15 protein-coding genes and 3 tRNA genes are annotated in these 17,083 nt (G+C 53.2%); 11 read left to right on the forward strand and 7 right to left on the reverse strand.

Annotated elements, in window-relative coordinates; all coding sequences use genetic code 11:
* Positions 1–266 precede the first annotated feature (266 nt).
* Together ACMYSO_RS05555 and ACMYSO_RS05560 are read left to right on the forward strand one after the other, a co-directional pair.
* Positions 267–342: transfer RNA gene (locus ACMYSO_RS05555), tRNA-Asn, on the forward strand.
* 310 nt (positions 343–652) lie between these two features.
* Complete coding sequence (locus ACMYSO_RS05560; protein WP_434669655.1) at positions 653–1,987, forward strand: PHB depolymerase family esterase; 1,335 nt, start codon at positions 653–655, stop codon at positions 1,985–1,987.
* A gap of 72 nt (positions 1,988–2,059) precedes the next feature.
* Here ACMYSO_RS05560 and ACMYSO_RS05565 read toward each other — a convergent pair whose 3' ends face one another.
* Positions 2,060–2,728, reverse strand: a complete 669-nt coding sequence (locus tag ACMYSO_RS05565; protein WP_434669657.1) for a TetR/AcrR family transcriptional regulator — start codon at positions 2,726–2,728, stop codon at positions 2,060–2,062.
* 150 nt (positions 2,729–2,878) lie between these two features.
* On the opposite strand from ACMYSO_RS05565, the gene ACMYSO_RS05570 reads away from it, so the two are divergent.
* The 5 genes from ACMYSO_RS05570 (at position 2,879) to ACMYSO_RS05590 (ending at position 7,972) form a co-directional block, all read left to right on the forward strand.
* Positions 2,879–3,526, forward strand: a complete 648-nt coding sequence (locus tag ACMYSO_RS05570; protein ID WP_434669659.1) for an O-methyltransferase — start codon at positions 2,879–2,881, stop codon at positions 3,524–3,526.
* A gap of 5 nt (positions 3,527–3,531) precedes the next feature.
* Positions 3,532–4,887: a hypothetical protein gene (locus ACMYSO_RS05575; RefSeq protein WP_434669661.1), complete on the forward strand. Its 1,356-nt coding sequence runs from the start codon at positions 3,532–3,534 to the stop codon at positions 4,885–4,887.
* Between the two features lie 217 nt (positions 4,888–5,104).
* Positions 5,105–6,037, forward strand: a complete 933-nt coding sequence (locus ACMYSO_RS05580; RefSeq protein ID WP_434669663.1) for a nucleoside recognition domain-containing protein — start codon at positions 5,105–5,107, stop codon at positions 6,035–6,037.
* A gap of 106 nt (positions 6,038–6,143) precedes the next feature.
* Positions 6,144–6,395 (forward strand): histidine kinase, encoded by a 252-nt coding sequence (locus tag ACMYSO_RS05585; RefSeq protein ID WP_434669664.1) that lies wholly within the window; start codon positions 6,144–6,146, stop codon positions 6,393–6,395.
* A gap of 122 nt (positions 6,396–6,517) precedes the next feature.
* Positions 6,518–7,972, forward strand: a complete 1,455-nt coding sequence (locus ACMYSO_RS05590; protein WP_434669666.1) for an AMP nucleosidase — start codon at positions 6,518–6,520, stop codon at positions 7,970–7,972.
* 106 nt (positions 7,973–8,078) lie between these two features.
* Here ACMYSO_RS05590 and ACMYSO_RS05595 read toward each other — a convergent pair.
* Together ACMYSO_RS05595 and ACMYSO_RS05600 are read right to left on the reverse strand one after the other, a co-directional pair.
* Positions 8,079–8,154, reverse strand: a tRNA-Asn gene (locus tag ACMYSO_RS05595).
* Positions 8,155–8,280: 126 nt separating this feature from the next.
* Positions 8,281–9,717, reverse strand: coding sequence for an EmmdR/YeeO family multidrug/toxin efflux MATE transporter (locus tag ACMYSO_RS05600; protein ID WP_434669667.1), 1,437 nt, complete (start codon positions 9,715–9,717; stop codon positions 8,281–8,283).
* Positions 9,718–9,911: 194 nt separating this feature from the next.
* On the opposite strand from ACMYSO_RS05600, the gene ACMYSO_RS05605 reads away from it, so the two are divergent.
* Positions 9,912–9,987, forward strand: a tRNA-Asn gene (locus ACMYSO_RS05605).
* Between the two features lie 108 nt (positions 9,988–10,095).
* Here the strand turns inward: ACMYSO_RS05605 and ACMYSO_RS05610 are convergent.
* From ACMYSO_RS05610 to ACMYSO_RS05625, 4 genes are all read right to left on the reverse strand, one after another.
* Positions 10,096–10,434 carry a DUF1869 domain-containing protein gene (locus ACMYSO_RS05610; protein WP_434669669.1) on the reverse strand — a complete coding sequence of 113 codons (339 nt, stop codon included), beginning with the start codon at positions 10,432–10,434 and terminating at the stop codon, positions 10,096–10,098.
* 10 nt (positions 10,435–10,444) lie between these two features.
* Complete coding sequence (locus tag ACMYSO_RS05615) at positions 10,445–10,777, reverse strand: DUF1971 domain-containing protein (RefSeq protein WP_434669670.1); 333 nt, start codon at positions 10,775–10,777, stop codon at positions 10,445–10,447.
* Positions 10,778–10,988: 211 nt separating this feature from the next.
* Positions 10,989–12,911, reverse strand: a complete 1,923-nt coding sequence (locus ACMYSO_RS05620; protein ID WP_434669672.1) for a putative bifunctional diguanylate cyclase/phosphodiesterase — start codon at positions 12,909–12,911, stop codon at positions 10,989–10,991.
* A 10-nt stretch (positions 12,912–12,921) separates the two neighbouring features.
* Positions 12,922–13,419: a molybdopterin-dependent oxidoreductase gene (locus ACMYSO_RS05625; RefSeq protein ID WP_434669674.1), complete on the reverse strand. Its 498-nt coding sequence runs from the start codon at positions 13,417–13,419 to the stop codon at positions 12,922–12,924.
* 291 nt (positions 13,420–13,710) lie between these two features.
* Here ACMYSO_RS05625 and shiA point away from each other — a divergent pair, with 291 nt between their 5' ends.
* The 3 genes from shiA to ACMYSO_RS05640 all read left to right on the forward strand — a co-directional run bounded on the left by shiA (position 13,711) and on the right by ACMYSO_RS05640 (position 17,053).
* Complete coding sequence (gene shiA / locus ACMYSO_RS05630; protein WP_434584028.1) at positions 13,711–15,033, forward strand: shikimate transporter; 1,323 nt, start codon at positions 13,711–13,713, stop codon at positions 15,031–15,033.
* Positions 15,034–15,077: 44 nt separating this feature from the next.
* Positions 15,078–15,818 carry a lipoyl protein ligase domain-containing protein gene (locus tag ACMYSO_RS05635; protein ID WP_434669676.1) on the forward strand — a complete coding sequence of 247 codons (741 nt, stop codon included), beginning with the start codon at positions 15,078–15,080 and terminating at the stop codon, positions 15,816–15,818.
* Between the two features lie 176 nt (positions 15,819–15,994).
* Positions 15,995–17,053: an adenosylhomocysteinase gene (locus ACMYSO_RS05640; RefSeq protein ID WP_434670747.1), complete on the forward strand. Its 1,059-nt coding sequence runs from the start codon at positions 15,995–15,997 to the stop codon at positions 17,051–17,053.
* The last annotated feature ends 30 nt before the right edge of the window (positions 17,054–17,083 follow it).

Here is a 17,083-nt window from a genome sequence, read left to right on the forward strand (position 1 = left end):
TTGCTTGCCAGTTTTTACAAATCGATGCAAAGGCCGCTATTCGCGGCGTAATAAGCGATTCTGATAGCAACGGACGAATTTTTTGCCCGGTAAGCAGTTTAGGCTATGCCCCATTGGGGGTATATGTGCACTACCATGGTGCACAATGTCGATAAAAAGCGTAAAAGCGACCAGTCGCTGAAATTGTCAGCAATCAAACACATTTTGATGAATCAGACTTTGACAAGGCCATCCGTCGCCGTTAATATGCGCCCCGTTCACACGATTCCTCTGTAGTTCAGTCGGTAGAACGGCGGACTGTTAATCCGTATGTCACTGGTTCGAGTCCAGTCAGAGGAGCCATATTTGAGAAGCCTGCTTAAGGAAACTTAAGCAGGCTTTTTGCTTTTCTACGTCTTAAAATTCCTTCTGCCCCCGCTGAAACCCTGAACTGAATTTGAGCACTTGCCGGCTGGTTTTCTCGGCATAAAAGCCTCTTGCGATTGACATCCTCTCTCAGGCAAAATACGGTACTTTAATAGTACCATATGTAAAAATCACCTGATGTAGAGCGCATCGCGTTGATGCCTGACATAACGGTGTCGAAAGCACCCGTCTGAGGCACATGACACTTACAGAGCAGAAAACTATTCGAAATAGCGAGGAAAATAATATGCCGTCACGTCGGGAGTTTTTGATCATCAGCGCAGGGTCGCTTTTGGCTATCAGCGTCCCCGGTTTCGCAAAAGCCGCGATCCCCCACGCCAAAAACGCCATCGCCGTCACCGAGGTTTCCGGGGAGGGCATCCGCCTGGCCGCCGTTGCCGTGGAATACGATACGCAACTACAGAGCGATCGACTTAATGCCAGCAGCTTTCGCGTTAGCGGCCGGACCGTGATTGGCGCTTTTACCAGCACATCGGCGAACCCCACAGATAAGTCAGCAATGGGCCGTTTTGTTATTGTCACACTCTCACCAACGGACCCTGACGCCTTACTGGCTGAAAAAGTGCAGCCGGCAAACGCGAAACAAACACAACCTTCTACAGGCGGTGGCCCAGGTAATGCCGGTGATGTCCCGCCCTATGACACGCGATACCGCCGCCCGGATGCCAGCATAGTGCAATCTGGTGCCTTGCTGACAAGCGATGGGCATACCCTTCCAGCCAGCCAGTCAGCGCTGAAGACCACCGCGGTCCTGAACCCCATTGTTGATGATTTTACGCCGCTGGTGTTTCATGACCCTAAAACAGGGAAAACATTGCGCTATAACCTGTTCGTACCGAAAGGTTATGACAAAAACCAATCCTGGCCGCTGGTGCTGTTTATGCATGATGCTGGCGCGACCAGTGATGTCACGCACACCACGCTGTATCAAGGATTAGGGGCGGTGGTTTGGGCCAGCCCGCAAGATCAAGCCAGCCGTCCCTGCTTGGTTCTGGCACCGCAATATGACGAAATTATTGCTGATGACCATTCCCGTACTTCCAGTATGCTGGACACCACGATCGATCTTATCCACGCGATTTCGGCGCAGTATAATATTGATCAGAAACGTTTGTATGCTACCGGACAGTCCGGCGGTTGCATGATGTCGATCGCTATGAATATCAAATATCCTGACCTTTTCGCCGCCTCTTTTTTGGTTGCCGGACAGTGGGATCCAACGCTGGTGAAACCACTGGCCCAGCAAAAACTGTGGATTCTGGTGTCACAGGATGATGACAAAGCGTGGCCCGGGCAAAATGCCATCACCGCCACGCTGGAAAAAGAGGGGGCTAAAATCAGCCGGGCAACCTGGGACGGCACCTGGTCTGCTCAAGCATTCCGTGCTGCCTTTGACCGGATTGTGGCCGAAGGCAATCCAATCAACTACGTCACTTTCCGCAAAGGCACCGTGATCCCACCCGGTCAATCAACGCAAGGTGCCAGCGGCCACCGCAATACCTGGCGTATCGCGTACACCATTGAACCGATACGAGAATGGCTATTCCAGCAACATCGATAGTGCAAAGTATCACTCGGTGCTCACGGTATGTCGTGAGGTTACAGGCTCAGGCTTTCTGTCTGAGCCTGCTGATTAGGCGGCCGGATTGATACCACGCAAAACCAAGCCAATCCTTTTTTTAATCATCTCCAACTGATACTTCCGCCCTTGGCTATCCAGTGTCGACTGACCTTCCGTTTCTGATACCCACCGGCGTGGAATCATGGCGCCAAACACGATATCCATCAGCATACCCGCACAAACACCGCTATCTTCCACAGTGAGTCGGCCTTTTTCATGCTGCAACTCCAGCCATTCCATCAACAATTCACGTGAGTGTATTGCTTTGCTTTCATAGAGATAATCAGACAGTTCAGGAAAAAAAACCGATTCCCGCGTCATCAGTTTAAGAATAGCCTCTCTTTCCAGCGCTTCATCCTCGCTGATATCAAGGCGGAAAATGCGAAACAACGTTTCCTCAAGCGACACATCTTCATCTTCCGGACGAGGGAGATCCATGAAAAGGTAGCGATGTTCTTTGATAACCGTGGCAAAAAGCGCCATCTTGTTTGTGAAAACTTCATAGATCGCACGCTTGGATACTCTGGCACGAGAGGCCACTTCGGCCGTGGTGGTCTTCGAGAATCCCAGCTCAAGAAAGGCGCTATAAGCTCCCTGAACAATTGCCTTTCGCCGGTCTTCATACTCGACGACCCGTGGCCTCCCCCGCCTGGCGGTCAGGGTATTGTCTGCTTTGCTCATCAGGCCTCCTTTTTAAGCGTCACAATGGATAACTTTAAGGTACTTGACTGGTACCATATTATAGATAAAGATGATTCGCGTATTCCGAGTACCACGCCGGTAACCGCGTGATGCCGATTCCACTCAATGCGGACCGCCGCAAGGATAATCATGACCCAACCAACTACCGCGCCCTCTCCTGTTCGCGACCCGCAGATACTCAAGGTACTTGAGCGGATGAATGCGGAACGTAAACGCCCTTCAGCCGAAGCGTTTAGCGGCCCCTTTTCTCATGATCCTGAAAAATTTGCCGATTACGGTTTTTCCATTCATCCAGAACAGGGCGACCTGATTTATCTGCTGTGCCGTGCAATGAACGCCACGCGAGTCGTCGATTTTGCCACGTCAATTGGGATGTCAGCCATCTATTTTGCCGCCGCCATGCGGGACAACGGCGGCGGCCAGGTGATTGGCGCTGAGCTGGTTGCCGCCAAGGCACAAACCGCACGCCGCAATCTGACCGATGCCGGGCTAGCCGACTATGTCGATATCCGCATCGGTGATGCACGGGAGACGCTGAAGGATGTTGGCGGGCCGGTTGATTTCGTACTGATTGATGGATGGCCGCTGGCAGATGGACCAACGCTGGCGCGCCAGGTGATAGAGGTCGTTGCCCCGCAGTTACGCATCGGCGGCTACGTCCTGAATGACAACGCCGAACCCGATTTCCTCGCCTGGATCCGTGACCCGCAGAACGGCTTTATTTCAATCACGCTGCCAATTAAGCGCGGAACTGAGCTGGCAGTAAAAATCAGGTAATTCGTATGCAGACTCGACGGGCATTTTTATTCTCTGCGCTGGGCGCAACGGCGGCAGTTTTCTTGGCTCAGACGAGCCCAGGCAGTCGCATTATGCCTGAATTCCATGCCGGATCAGGCAAAGCGTGGGTCACCTTTGACGGTATGAACTGGCCGGTCGACGGTTTTTCCGGCCAGCATGACCTGCCTGGAGTACGTGTGCTGTTGTTGGAACGAGCCCCAAGCCGATTATGCATCGTCGTCGTCGAACTGACTTCCCTATCGGAAGAGATGATCGCCAAGATGAAGGCTGTTATTCAGGAGACAACCCACGTCCCGGCGGACAACATTGTCATTTGTGCCAGCCATACCTTTTCTGTTCCGCACATTTTCCCACAAGCGCATATCCCACCGGGTACCAGCATCGCGCAGAATCAGGAAATGGTTAACCGCTTTAAAACGGCGCTATTAACGGCTACTGAGCAGGCGATGACACGTATGCAGCCGGCTCGTCTCGGCTGTGGTTCCGGAGTCTGTAAGGTCAATATCAACCGCGACCAGCCCGGTAAAAACGGTTGGTGGACTGGCAGGAATAGTGATGGCTTCACCGATCCCTTTGTGGGCGTCATCAGAATTGATGACCGACATGGCCAACCGCTGGCTGTGCTGTTTAATTATGCCGTACAGTCCTCTGTCACAGAGGGTTTTCAACCATCGTCACAGGGTAAACTTATTTCTGCCGACCTGGCAGGCTCGGCCGCGCGTTATATCGAGGAGCATACTCCCGCTAACCCGGTAGCGCTCTTCCTGGTGGGCGCCGCAGGCGATCAGGCGCCGATCTTTCAGGCTATTCAAACCGTCGTGAATGACAACGGCAGCGTGTCGCATAACGCTCAACATATTGATGCCTATAAAATGTTGCATCAGCTCGGTGCCCGTCTTGGGGAAGAAGTCGTGAAAGTTATGGCAACGATCGTCCCATCAACACCAGCCAGATTACAAATAATGCGCCAGCATATAACGGTTCCGGCTCTTCATTTCACCCCTGAGAACGCACCGAAGGGACCGGTAACAACGTTTCATTACCAACCAGCGGGAAATACCCAGGTTCCGGTCACGCTGGTGCAGATGGGAGAGAGTATCTGGATAGGATTGCAACCGGAACTTTCAGCCATCACTGCAGCCTACATCCGCAAACATTCGCCTTTTCGCCACACGCTTATCTCCACCATGGTCGATGGCGCGGCTAAATATATGCCGGATGCGAAAAGCTATGAGCGTTTCACTTATGAAGCCAGAAGCTCCCCGTTTGCCCCCGGCGCGGCGGAACGTCTTGCCACCGCCATCATTCAGCAATTAAACACCTTGCATGCTGATATCTGAAGATAATATGGGAATTATCCTGACGGTAACCGTCGAATAATACGCTCAGCAGCGATAAGTTTTAATTTAATAAAAATGATTAAAATATGATTTTCTTATTTAACGGCAATAATACCCCAGTAGGGAATGTGGCATACCGTTAAGCACCTATCATTTCCTTGCTGTGCGGATTATGATGAACCGCATTATCTTTGCGCAATGCGGTGATTGAGAATAAATGGATGTAATAAGCATCATTATGTCGGCGGGTAAATCTTCCGTTGATGTCGCACTTTATACGCTCTTACCCATCATGGTCGTGATGCTGATGATCATGAAATACCTCGAAGTGCGCGGCGTGCTCGATGTTATCGTCCGCTGGGTCGCGCCGTTACTCAAGCCTTTCGGCCTCAGCGGTATGAGCGCTTTCGCACTGATTCAGATGAATTTCGTGAGCTTTGCCGCCCCGCTGGCCACGTTGTCGATCATGGATAAACGCGGCGTCTCAGACCGGCAAATGGCCGCGACTCTCGCGATGGTGTTTGCCATGGGACAGGGTAACGTCTTTTATCCTTTGACCCCTTTTGGCCTGCACTGGACCGCCTCGATTGCCATCTCGATGGTCGGCGGCCTGTGCGCGGCAGCGGCCACCTGGTATATCACCGGTCGTCGGCTGTCTATCGCCGAGAATCCACGTGCTGAAGCGCTGCCGAATAGCGAGCAGAACAGCCAGGGGATGCTCGCGGTGATTAACAACGCCGGTTCCGACGCTATTCGCCTTGCGCTTGGCGCCGTCCCCATGCTGATCCTGTCGCTAACCATCGTCGGCATCATGAAGGCGGCTGGCCTCATCGAACTGCTGCAGCAGCTGCTGATGCCGCTCCTGCTGTGGTTAAACATTCCAGTGAATTTCGTCCTGCCAACCCTGGTGAAATGCGTCGCCGGCGGCACCGCCTATTTCGGGGTCGTTTCTGAATTAATTCAGCAAGGGAAAGTCACCGTCAGCCAGCTCAATGCCTCCGCCGGGCTACTGGTCCAGTCGTTTGACCTACCGGGTATTGGCATCTATCTGGGGATCAGCTCGCGCTTTGTTCGCCTGTTCCGTTTTGCCGCCCCTGGCGCCATTGTCGGCATTCTGGTGCGGACGATCATCCATGTGGCGATATTCTGAATCATTGCCGGTTAAACACAGACTAAACCAATGGGCTATTATGATTGTAAGAAATGTGGGAACGGGCAATTATCGCCTGGGGAAATCATAACGTAGAGAAAGCCGGATGGAATGGTGGGTCAAAAAAATGCAGTCAGCCAACGAGACAGGTCAGTATTGTGTCGTTTTGCAAAGTGGCCAGTTAGCGATAATCGCCACGATTGATTCCTGCCACAGCCTCCTGCAGTGCGGTGATAAGCTTACGCCACTGGCAAACGCCCGCTATTGCGTTAATGGCGACCTGGCAACCACCATTAAAGTCATCAAAGCGCGCCCCTACAGTACCGAATACTGGGCTGAAGCCGTCACGCCTGCATAAAACATCATCAACAATATCGAATTCAATCACTTTCGCCGCTAAGCCGCTGAAATTCCCCTTCGTACTTTTCCGTCTGTGACATACTATCGGGCATGTCAGCAGACCTGAAATAAGGAGCGAAGATGAACCAGAAGGCCGCCAGTCTGACCCCGGAGCAAGCGCTGAGCCAGCTTGAAGCGCAGTATGAACGTTCGGTCAATGCATTACGTAAAGCCATCGGCGAGTATATCAACCACAGCGTACTTCCTGATGAAGCAGAGCGTGCGAACGGACTGTTTGTCTATCCGCAGCTGTCCGTATCGTGGGATGGCGCCGACCATAAAGCGCTAAAAACCCGGGCATGGGGCCGCTTCACTCATGCCGGTTGCTACACCACCACCATTACCAATCCCAAACTTTTTCGCGCCTATCTGCTAGAGCAGCTCACTTCGCTGTATCAGGATTATGGCGCGCATATCAGCGTCGGGCTGTCGCAGCATGAAATCCCGTATCCGTATGTCATCGATGGTTCAGCTTTAACGCTCGATCGTTCAATGAGTGCTGGCCTGACCCGCCATTTCCCGACCACCGAGCTGTCGCAAATCGGCGATGAGACCGCGGACGGGTTGTTCCACCCTACCGAGCACCATCCGCTTTCCCATTTTGATGCCCGTCGCGTGGATTTCTCACTCGCGCGCCTGCGTCATTACACCGGCACGCCGGTCGATCACTTCCAGCCGTACGTCCTGTTTACCAACTACACACGTTACGTCGATGAGTTCGTCAGTTGGGGGTGCAGCCAGATTCTTGACCCCGACAGCCCCTATATCGCCCTCTCCTGCGCCGGCGGCATCTGGATCACCGCCGATACCGAAGCGCCGGAGCAGGCCGTTTCCGATCTGGCGTGGAAAAAGCATCAGATGCCTGCCTGGCACCTGATCACCAAAGATGGTCAGGGAATAACCTTGATTAATATCGGCGTCGGGCCGGCAAACGCCAAAAACATCTGCGATCACCTGGCGGTTCTGCGTCCGGACGTCTGGTTAATGATTGGTCACTGCGGCGGGCTGCGTGAGAGCCAGACCATTGGGGACTACGTGCTGGCGCATGCCTACCTGCGCGATGACCACGTGCTGGATGCGGTGCTGCCGCCCGACATCCCGATCCCCAGCATTGCCGAAGTGCAGCGCGCTCTTTACGACGCCACCAAGCAGATTAGCGGCATGCCGGGAGAAGAGGTCAAACAGCGACTGCGTACCGGGACGGTCGTGACCACGGATGACCGGAACTGGGAGCTGCGCTATTCCGCCTCAGCGCTGCGCTTTAACCTCAGCCGTGCCGTCGCCATCGATATGGAAAGCGCCACCATTGCCGCCCAGGGCTACCGCTTCCGCGTGCCGTACGGCACATTATTGTGCGTGTCAGACAAACCGCTGCACGGTGAGATTAAGCTGCCAGGCCAGGCTAACCGTTTCTATGAAGGGGCAATTTCCGAACATTTGCAAATCGGTATCAAGGCCATTGATTTACTGCGCGCGGAGGGCGACCACATGCACTCCCGTAAGCTGCGCACCTTCAACGAACCCCCTTTCCGCTAACGTCATATCCCGTTCCCTGCGCAAAGCTCGTGCAGGGAACGGGAAAACTCTGGAAGCAAGAAAGCAAAAAACCCACTTAAGTTTCCTTAAGCGGGTTTCTTAAATATGGCTCCTCTGACTGGACTCGAACCAGTGACATACGGATTAACAGTCCGCCGTTCTACCGACTGAACTACAGAGGAATCGTGTGAACGGGGCGAATATTAACGGCGGTGGATGCCCTTGTCAAAGGCTGTTTTCATAATTCACACCGTTTGCCGATTTATTCTCCACTTTGTGCAAAATTTACCGCATTCACTGAAAAGTGGTTATGTTTCGTCCACTTGAGTTTTGACGCGTGGATATTTCCACAGCCAACGCCCGCTCACCATGCGGCCATAGAACAGCACGCCGCGCACTGCCCAGTCGAGCACCATGCCCAGCCAGACCCCGATGACCCCCATACCCAATACAATCCCCAGGGTATAGCCAGCCACCACACGACAGCCCCACATCCCCAGCATCGATACCCACATGGTGTAGCGCACATCGCGCGCACCTTTAAATGCACAAGGTAAAATCCACGATGTCGCCCAGATAGGCATAAAGAAGGCGTTCAGCCATAGCAGTTCTTTAACCACGACTTTGACATCTTCTTCGCTGGTATAGAACGAGGCGATCAGATTAGCAAACGGCGCCGTGCCCCACGCAATAACCGTGAGCACCACCGTCGATAGCCAGAATACGTGCCACGCCTGGCGCTCCGCCTGCCCTATTTGTCCTTTACCCAGGCGCTTACCGGTAATGATGGTCGAGGCGGACCCCAGCGCGTTACCCGGCAGGTTAATCAGCGCGGCAACGGAAAAGGCAATAAAGTTACCGGCGATCACGTTGGTGCCCATTCCGGCCACAAACATTTGTGTCAGCAATTTGCCGCTGTTGAAGAGTACGGACTCGATGCTGGCCGGAATACCAATCCCCATCACTTCCCAGATAATCGCAAAGTTGAAAGGCTGAAAATAACTTTTTATCGAAATGCGCAATGCCGGGTTAAAACCAATCGCCAGCACCCAGATAATCGCCACCGCACCAATATAGCGGGCAATCGTCAGCCCCAGGCCTGCGCCAACAAACCCCAAACCCGGCCAGGAAAAAATACCGTAAATCAGGATACTGCTGATAATGATGTTGAGAATGTTCATCCCACCATTAATCAGAAGCGGAATTTTCGTGTTGCCCGCCCCTCGCAGCGCCCCGCTGCCGATCAGTGCGATGGCCGCTGCCGGGTAGCTCAGCACCGTCAACTCAAGGTAGGTCAACGCCATCGCCTTCACCTCTTCCGAGGCCTCTCCGGCAACCACATCGATGATCTCTTTACCAAAGGCATGGATCACTATCGCCAGCAGGATCGAGAACAGCGTCATGATCGCCAGTGACTGCCGGGCTGCGGCTCTGGCCCGTCGACGGTCACGTTTACCCAGGCTAAAGGCAACCACCACCGTGGTCCCAAGGTCAATGGCGGCAAAGAAAGACATGATCACCATATTGAAGCTATCAGCCAGACCGACGCCAGCCATCGCCTCTTTTCCCAGCCAGCTAACCAGGAATGTGCTCAGCACGCCCATCAGTAAAACACAGGTGTTTTCGAGGAAAATAGGCACCGCGAGGGGGCTGATTTCGCGCCAGTACAGCACACGGTAACTCTTACGTTTTTTGAACCAGGTTGTTCGTTCAAAGACCTGGCGCACTACGGAGGTGGCGTTCAAGGGAGACCTTAGTGAGAAAAGTTGAAACTACATTTCAAATGATGATGGAGAATGGCCGATCCTGCAAAACATTTTTCCTTATTAATCGTCTGTAATAGCAACAAATTGTTGATGGAACCGCCAGTTAGTTCTTAGGGGGCAATTAGATGTTTGACAAAATTTTTTTCGCCGCTAAGATACGACTCCACACCGATTCCTCTGTAGTTCAGTCGGTAGAACGGCGGACTGTTAATCCGTATGTCACTGGTTCGAGTCCAGTCAGAGGAGCCATATTTAGAGAAGCCCGCTCAGGGAAACCGAGCGGGCTTTTTGTTTGTGTATGCGACGAAAGCCCCGATAAAGCGGCTCTGCTAGCACCGACTATTTATCTCTTCTGGCCTACCAGCCGCACACGTTCGTCTCTTCATCCGATTCATAGCCACGCACGATATTAATCAGATCTTTTACCGCATCCGCAGCCGCTCCCGGCACCTGCAGCTCGTCCAAAGAGGCAAACTCTTTATCCACCGATACGCCATTATTATTATTGGTCACCGACACAATAAAGCCCTTCCTCTGCACATTGTCAGAAGAGAGCGGCGCCACAAGCTCCGCCAGCGCCTGCTCGGCCATGGCAGGAATGTAGAGCGCCATCGGCTTCAGATAGACTTTCTCTTGCCTGTCATTGTTGTTGCCGTTAACAACGGCCAATGAATAACCTCTGTTATCACTGTTCATACGTTCGTCCTTATCCCTCTATCAGAATGCGGGGATCGACATAGAAATCCACATTGAAGACGGTATCCTCGGTCAATGCTTCAATTCGATGCCATTTCTCCGGCGGAAAAACCCCAAACTGCCCGGCTTCAATCGTCAGCGTTTCTACGGGTTCCGGGCTCGTCTCATCGGTATAGCCGTAATAGCGTATTGCCCCCTGCATCACCGCCAGACGTGGATATACGCCCTGCCGCGTTCCGGCATCAAGATGCCGCTGCCAGATAGATGCCGGCGCCGTCTCGCGGGTCCACAGCGGTGTGGTCCGGGTATGTACATAATGGGTGGGAATAATAATTCGCTGCATGATTCTGCCTCGCTTTCCAGACCGTTAAGTGCGGTTGGGAACGGTGAAATTTGTTGCATATGATATACCCCTTTTAATCACTAAGGGGATTATTTTTTTAACCGGCTAAGCCCTACCCCTTTATATACCCAATAAGAGTTAGTTTTATTTAAAAATAAGAATGTCCGGATCTGGTTTGTCAGATCCGTAATAAGAAAGGAGAAAGGAGAATTTATTTTGCTGGGGTATTCAGTGGGCCAGGCTTACCAATCAGATAACCCTGAACCAGGTCGCAACCAAGTTGCTGCAATGAACGTAACTGCTCTTCCGTTTCGACACCTTCGGCGACGATGCGCATGTGTAGGCTTTTCCCCATGCTGATAATTAACCGGACAATATCCAGGTCATCTTTCTGCATCGGAATATTCACCACAAATGAGCGGTCAATTTTAATCTTATCAAACGGGAAATAGCTCAACCGCGATAATGACGAGTAACCGGTACCAAAATCATCAATAGAAATCTGAATGCCCAACTCGCGCAGCTGGCTGAGGATCTCTAAAGAACGGGTATTTTCATTGAAAATATCCGACTCGGTAATTTCCAGATCCAGGCGATGCGGGTCCAGCCCTGTCCGCTTGAGGACGGAGATAACGACCTCGGTCAACGAGCTGTTAATTAACTGAATGGGCGACACGTTAACGGAGACCTTCATCGGAGATGACCATTTCGCGGCTTCCTCACAGGCGGTGCTCAACACCCACTCACCAAGCGCATTGATCATGCCGGTCTTCTCGGCGATCGGGATAAAGGTCGTGGGCGGCACCACGCCACGCACAGGATGGAACCAGCGCACCAACGCCTCGTAACCATAAATATCGCCATTCACCGTATCGGCTATCGGCTGGTAATAGACCCGGAATTCACCATTATCAAGAGCCTGCAGCAGATCATCCTCAAAGGACTTATTCTCCTGGAGACGTTGCAGCATGTCAGGGCGGAAGATTTTTATCGTACCGGCCCCCTCTTTCTTTGCTTCATACAACGCAAGATCGGCACACTTATACAGATAATCGGTACGGGTTTCCCGGTCAGAAAGTACGACGCCGATACAGGCATCAATATTTATCAGCGAATCATAGATTTGATAAGGCTGGGTAATTTTTTCACGAATGACCTGCGCGCGATCCAGTGCCATTTCTTCACTGAGATCGCTGGAGACCAGCGCAAACTCATCCCCTCCCAGGCGATAGAGTGTTTCAGAAGTTTTACGGAAAAAAGAGAGCCGACTGGCCAGTTCCTGCAGCAGCTTATCACCGGAATCGTGCCCCAGCGTATCGTTCACATCTTTAAAATTATCGAGGTCGAATAACATGATCACCGCCGAGCCGTTGTAAGGCCTGACCTGGTTAACGACTTCCTGCAATTTTTGCCAGAAAGAAAGCCGGTTCGGCATTCCGGTTAATGAGTCATGATAGGCATCGTACTGCAGCCGACGGTTCTGCACCTGCAACTTCTCTTTCGATGACTGCAGATCGTCGGCCAACAGTTTCATTCTGACATGGGCACGGCGCAGATTGTTATTCTGACGCAGCATCAACAAGCCCAGGGTAATACAGGTGGTAATCAACAGAACGGAGATAATAGAGTAGATAAAATACAGATTCTGTATCTTGTCATGGGTCTCATTAACCACGTCGATCCCCTGCACCAGCGAGGTAGAGGCAATCGACGTCATCGGCCCGTCAAGCTCGGTCATGTCGTGTAATACGAGCTTGATCTGTGCCGGGGTCATCGTATCGAGTTCCCCATCAAGCTGACGTAAAATATGAATCAAACTCGCCACGGTGGCCTTACGCCCGGCGTCCTTACGAATAAAGTTGCCCAAATCGCCCTGCTCCAGCAGTTCAATCTGGCTCAGCATGATATCCAGACGCAGGCGGACCTTATCGTGGTCTACGCTATCAACACCGAGCGCATACGCGCCCAAACTCGCCTCCAGCCGCATATATTCGGAAACCATCTGGGATACTGACCAGGAGTCCGTATAGCGGGTTAATTTCTGTAACTCACCTTGCCGCTCATGCACCAGGTAGGTGATGTACCCGGTGATGATGAAAAGCGACAAAATAATGGCGGTAAGTATTCGATTCAAGATCAAACCCTTACTCAATGATAATTTTTGAAACTTGCCATGCCGAACGAGAATAATAAATCTGATTCTGTAGCTCAGGCTGGCTATCGTAAGGGTAAACAATAAATAACGGGCCTTTATCACGGATCTGCATATATTCGCCGTTCATTTTCAGCGCCAGTATCGTCGGGAACTTGCGGAAGTCTTCAAGCGGAACGGTGGTGGTATAGTCATTGAGGGCAATGACCTTTGCGGTATCACCTTTGGCGCCCACTAAATCCATCAATTTCTTAAGGGAAATACCGTCGAAACGCACCTTACCCGAGTACCATGGCGTAGTGGTAACAATCGTCTCCATCCCTAGTTTTTCCAGCATATCCCGGTCAAACACCGCAGTATCGCCAGCATTCGTATTCCCAATCAGGCCGGAAATGGTTAAAACGGGCTTGCCAGTGGGGGCAGGCAGTTTTTCTGCAAACGCATTTGGCATAGCCATAACACAAAATAACACTGCGAAAAGTAGACGCATTTTGCTCACCATTCCGTAATTGGAGTTTTGTTAATTGTAAACCATTAGGGTCAATTCTTAAAAGATGTCAGCCCCGGGTTGTGAGGTTCTGGATTAAAAATATTTCCGCATTTCAGAGCCCTCCGAACTTATGTTTACACCTGGTGATAAAAAGAACGTTTTTTGCCATTTATGCAACGTCTCCGGTAAAAATCTTTTCTCTGCCCGGACTGCGAGGTAGTCTCTGTAAAGACGCAGCTAAGACTGCGTCTCATTCCAATAATGACAAATATGACAACAGACAGGACTAGTATGGACTCAACGCTTATTTCTCATCCCCCCGGCAAGGAGGTTTGTTCACTGAATCGCGCCAGAAGAGCGGCCTGGGGCAGCTTTGCCGGTGCGGTGGTCGACTGGTATGACTTTTTGTTGTACGGCATCACCGCCGCGCTGGTGTTTAACCGGGAGTTTTTCCCTCAGGTTAGCCCCGCCATGGGGACCCTGGCGGCCTTCGCCACTTTCGGCGTCGGTTTCCTGTTTCGCCCGTTAGGCGGCATTATTTTTGGTCATTTCGGCGATCGTCTCGGGCGTAAACGTATGCTGATGATGACTGTCTGGATGATGGGCATTGCCACTGCCTGCATCGGCCTGCTTCCCTCCTTTAACCAAATCGGTTGGTGGGCACCGGTTATGCTGGTTACCCTGCGAGCCATTCAGGGCTTCGCCGTTGGCGGAGAATGGGGTGGCGCGGCGCTGTTAGCCGTGGAAAGCGCTCCCAAACACAAAAAAGCCTTTTACAGCAGCGGAGTGCAGGTAGGTTATGGCGTCGGCCTGCTGCTCTCCACCGGCCTGGTCTCGCTGATTAGCGCCAATACCACCGACGAGCAGTTCCTGAGCTGGGGCTGGCGACTGCCCTTCTTGTTCAGCGTCGTGCTGGTATTGATAGCTTTGTGGATCCGCAACGGCATGGCCGAATCAGCAGAATTTGAGAATCAGCAGCAACAGAAACCGCAACCGTCCGAGAAACAACGTCTGCCGGTTATCGAAGCCCTGCTCCGCCATCCCGGCGCGTTTCTGCTGATCATCGCCCTGCGCCTGTGTGAACTGTTAACGATGTATATCGTGACCGCCTTCGCTCTGAATTACTCCACCCAGAATCTCGGGCTACCGCGTGAACTGTTCCTGAATATTGGCCTGCTGGTCGGCGCCATCAGCTGTCTGACGATTCCCTGCTTCGCCTGGCTGGCTGACCGCTTTGGCCGGCGACGCATCTATATAACCGGTGCATTGATCGGCACCCTGAGCGCCTTCCCGTTCTTTATGGCCCTGGAGAGTCAGTCCTACTTCTGGATCCTGTTTTTCGCCCTGATGCTGGCCAATATCGCCCATGATATGGTGGTCTGCGTTCAGCAACCGATGTTCACTGAGATGTTCGGTGCCAGCTACCGCTACAGCGGTGCCGGTGTCGGCTATCAGGTGGCCAGCGTGGTTGGCGGCGGCTTTACGCCGTTTATCGCCGCTGCATTAGTCACCTTCTCCGGGGGATCATGGCACAGCGTGGCGATTTACTTAACCGTCGGCTGCCTGCTTTCTGCCCTCACGGCGATGCTGATGAAACAGAAACCTCACCCCTGATAGCATGCGGACGGTGGAGAAACCGCCGTCCATAAGGAGATATCATGATCCAGGAGAACCGCCCCGCCTGCTGGCCCGCGCAGTTTCATCATCAGGAACTCCCGCTGCGGTTCTGTCCCGACCCGACCCTTGCCGAGCAACCACTGATTGAGCAGGCGCGTAATGGCCTGGCGGTGGCCCAGCTCTGGCAGGCGCCACAGGGGTTTGTCGTGCCGGGAAGTTATCGCAAATTTAGTGAACTCGACCACGTGAATACGCTTTTCAGCCACCGCGGCTGGCCGGTATGGATACGCCGCTCCGGCGGCGGGCTGGTGCCGCAAGGCCCGGGGATCGTTAATCTCAGTCTCGCCTGGCCGGTATCGCAACCGCTGGGAGAAGCAGCAGAGCCGATCTACCTCCTGCTCTGCGGGCTACTGCAGCGCACGCTGGCGACGTTCGGCGTCACCAGCCATTTTCAGTCCGTTACCGGTTCGTTCTGTGACGGGCGCTACAACCTGGCCTGCGGCGCGGGGGATGATGTACGTAAAATTGCCGGAACCGCCCAGTACTGGCGGCCACTGGCGCAAGGAGAAGGGCATATCGTCCTCGCCCATGCGGTGATCTTAGTGGCAGCCGATCTCTCCGCCGCACACCAGGCGGCGAATGCGTTTGAAGCCCGGCTCAACAGCGGGCGGGTCTATCGGGCCGATAAAACCGTCTCGCTGTCACAGCTGCTGCCCGGTGAAGCCAATCTGCTGGATCGTTTTCGCCAGGCGCTGGCGGAACAACTGCACTCGCCAGCTTAGACACACTCAGATAGCGACGACAGACAATCGTGATTTGCCATCGTTACCGGATTCCTGCGCCTTACGCTAGAATCCATTTTTCCATCGGGGATTAACCCGCTCTACGCACTGAAGGTCACAATACCGTGAATAATAAGACAAACTTTACGAAAGACGTGGCATGGGCCCGCCAGAATATGCCGCGGACGCTGCGCCAGGTTGCCGCGCTTCCAGACCTGAGCCAGGTGCGACTGGCCTGCTGCATGCATCTGGATATGAAAATGATCCCACTGGTGCAAGGGATCCTCGAGAAAGGGGCAAAAGTCTTTCTGACCACCTGCAACCCGACCACCGTTCAGGATGATGTGGTTGCCTGGCTGGTGGAACGCGGCGCTGAGGCCTGCGCATGGCGCGACATGAGCGATGCCGATTGGCAGCAATCCTGGGAACAGGCCATTGCCTGGGAACCGACGCATTTGTGCGAAATGGGGGCGGATATTACCACTCTGCTCCACCAGCGCGGTGAGTTTGGTAACATCGTCGCAGGGCTGGAAGCCACCGGCTCCGGCGTCAGCCGCCTGGGCGATATCCGTCCCGGCTACCCTATTTTTAACTGGGACGACCTGCCGGTGAAAGAGGGTTTGCATAACCGCCACATGGTTGGCCTCACCGCGTGGCACACCTTTTTCCAGACCACACACCTGACCCTACATGAGAAAAAAGTGCTGGTGATCGGCTATGGCCTGGTGGGGCAAGGCGTTGCCGCCTCGGCGAAAGCCTTTGGCGGACAGGTCATGGTGGCCGAAATCGATCCCGCTCGTCGCCTGCAAGCGGCCTATGATGGCTGGCATGTTGTCGACTTACAGGATGCCATCACCTCTGCGGATGTTGTCGCCACGGCAACCGGCGGCAAAAAAGTGGTCAACAGCCAGGCCCTGGACAAGGCGAAAGATGGGGTATTTATCCTCAACGTGGGTCACGTTGCCGAAGAGATCGACTGTGGTTACCTGCGTCAGTTTAGCCATGAGGAGGTCATGCCGTTCATCAACGCCTACCGGATGGAGAATAAAACCGTGTATCTGATGGCCAACGGTTCGATGCTGAACCTGACCGCAGGATTTGGCGACAGCCTGAACGCCTTTGACGTCACTCTGGCCGTGATGGCCAGCGGTATCAAGCATATCGTAACCGACGGAATGCAGGCGTCGGCGGAGGTCTATCTGCTGCCGCAAAGCGTATGGCAACAGACGCTCTAAATCCGTGTGGATATCAGGGCGACGGCTGTC

This window comes from Klebsiella sp. B345 (assembly GCF_051131735.1).
GTDB lineage: Bacteria > Pseudomonadota > Gammaproteobacteria > Enterobacterales > Enterobacteriaceae > Klebsiella.

Bases quoted from the DNA above. Each gene is read 5' to 3' on its own strand.
- ACMYSO_RS05560 (WP_434669655.1), top strand. From the start codon at position 653: ATGCCGTCACGTCGGGAGTTTTTGATCATCAGCGCAGGGTCGCTTTTG.
- ACMYSO_RS05565 (WP_434669657.1), bottom strand. From the start codon at position 2,728: ATGAGCAAAGCAGACAATACCCTGACCGCCAGGCGGGGGAGGCCACGG.
- ACMYSO_RS05570 (WP_434669659.1), top strand. From the start codon at position 2,879: ATGACCCAACCAACTACCGCGCCCTCTCCTGTTCGCGACCCGCAGATA.
- ACMYSO_RS05575 (WP_434669661.1), top strand. From the start codon at position 3,532: ATGCAGACTCGACGGGCATTTTTATTCTCTGCGCTGGGCGCAACGGCG.
- ACMYSO_RS05580 (WP_434669663.1), top strand. From the start codon at position 5,105: ATGGATGTAATAAGCATCATTATGTCGGCGGGTAAATCTTCCGTTGAT.
- ACMYSO_RS05585 (WP_434669664.1), top strand. From the start codon at position 6,144: ATGGAATGGTGGGTCAAAAAAATGCAGTCAGCCAACGAGACAGGTCAG.
- ACMYSO_RS05590 (WP_434669666.1), top strand. From the start codon at position 6,518: ATGAACCAGAAGGCCGCCAGTCTGACCCCGGAGCAAGCGCTGAGCCAG.
- ACMYSO_RS05610 (WP_434669669.1), bottom strand. From the start codon at position 10,434: ATGAACAGTGATAACAGAGGTTATTCATTGGCCGTTGTTAACGGCAAC.
- ACMYSO_RS05615 (WP_434669670.1), bottom strand. From the start codon at position 10,777: ATGCAGCGAATTATTATTCCCACCCATTATGTACATACCCGGACCACA.
- ACMYSO_RS05625 (WP_434669674.1), bottom strand. From the start codon at position 13,419: ATGCGTCTACTTTTCGCAGTGTTATTTTGTGTTATGGCTATGCCAAAT.
- shiA (WP_434584028.1), top strand. From the start codon at position 13,711: ATGGACTCAACGCTTATTTCTCATCCCCCCGGCAAGGAGGTTTGTTCA.
- ACMYSO_RS05635 (WP_434669676.1), top strand. From the start codon at position 15,078: ATGATCCAGGAGAACCGCCCCGCCTGCTGGCCCGCGCAGTTTCATCAT.
- ACMYSO_RS05640 (WP_434670747.1), top strand. From the start codon at position 15,995: ATGCCGCGGACGCTGCGCCAGGTTGCCGCGCTTCCAGACCTGAGCCAG.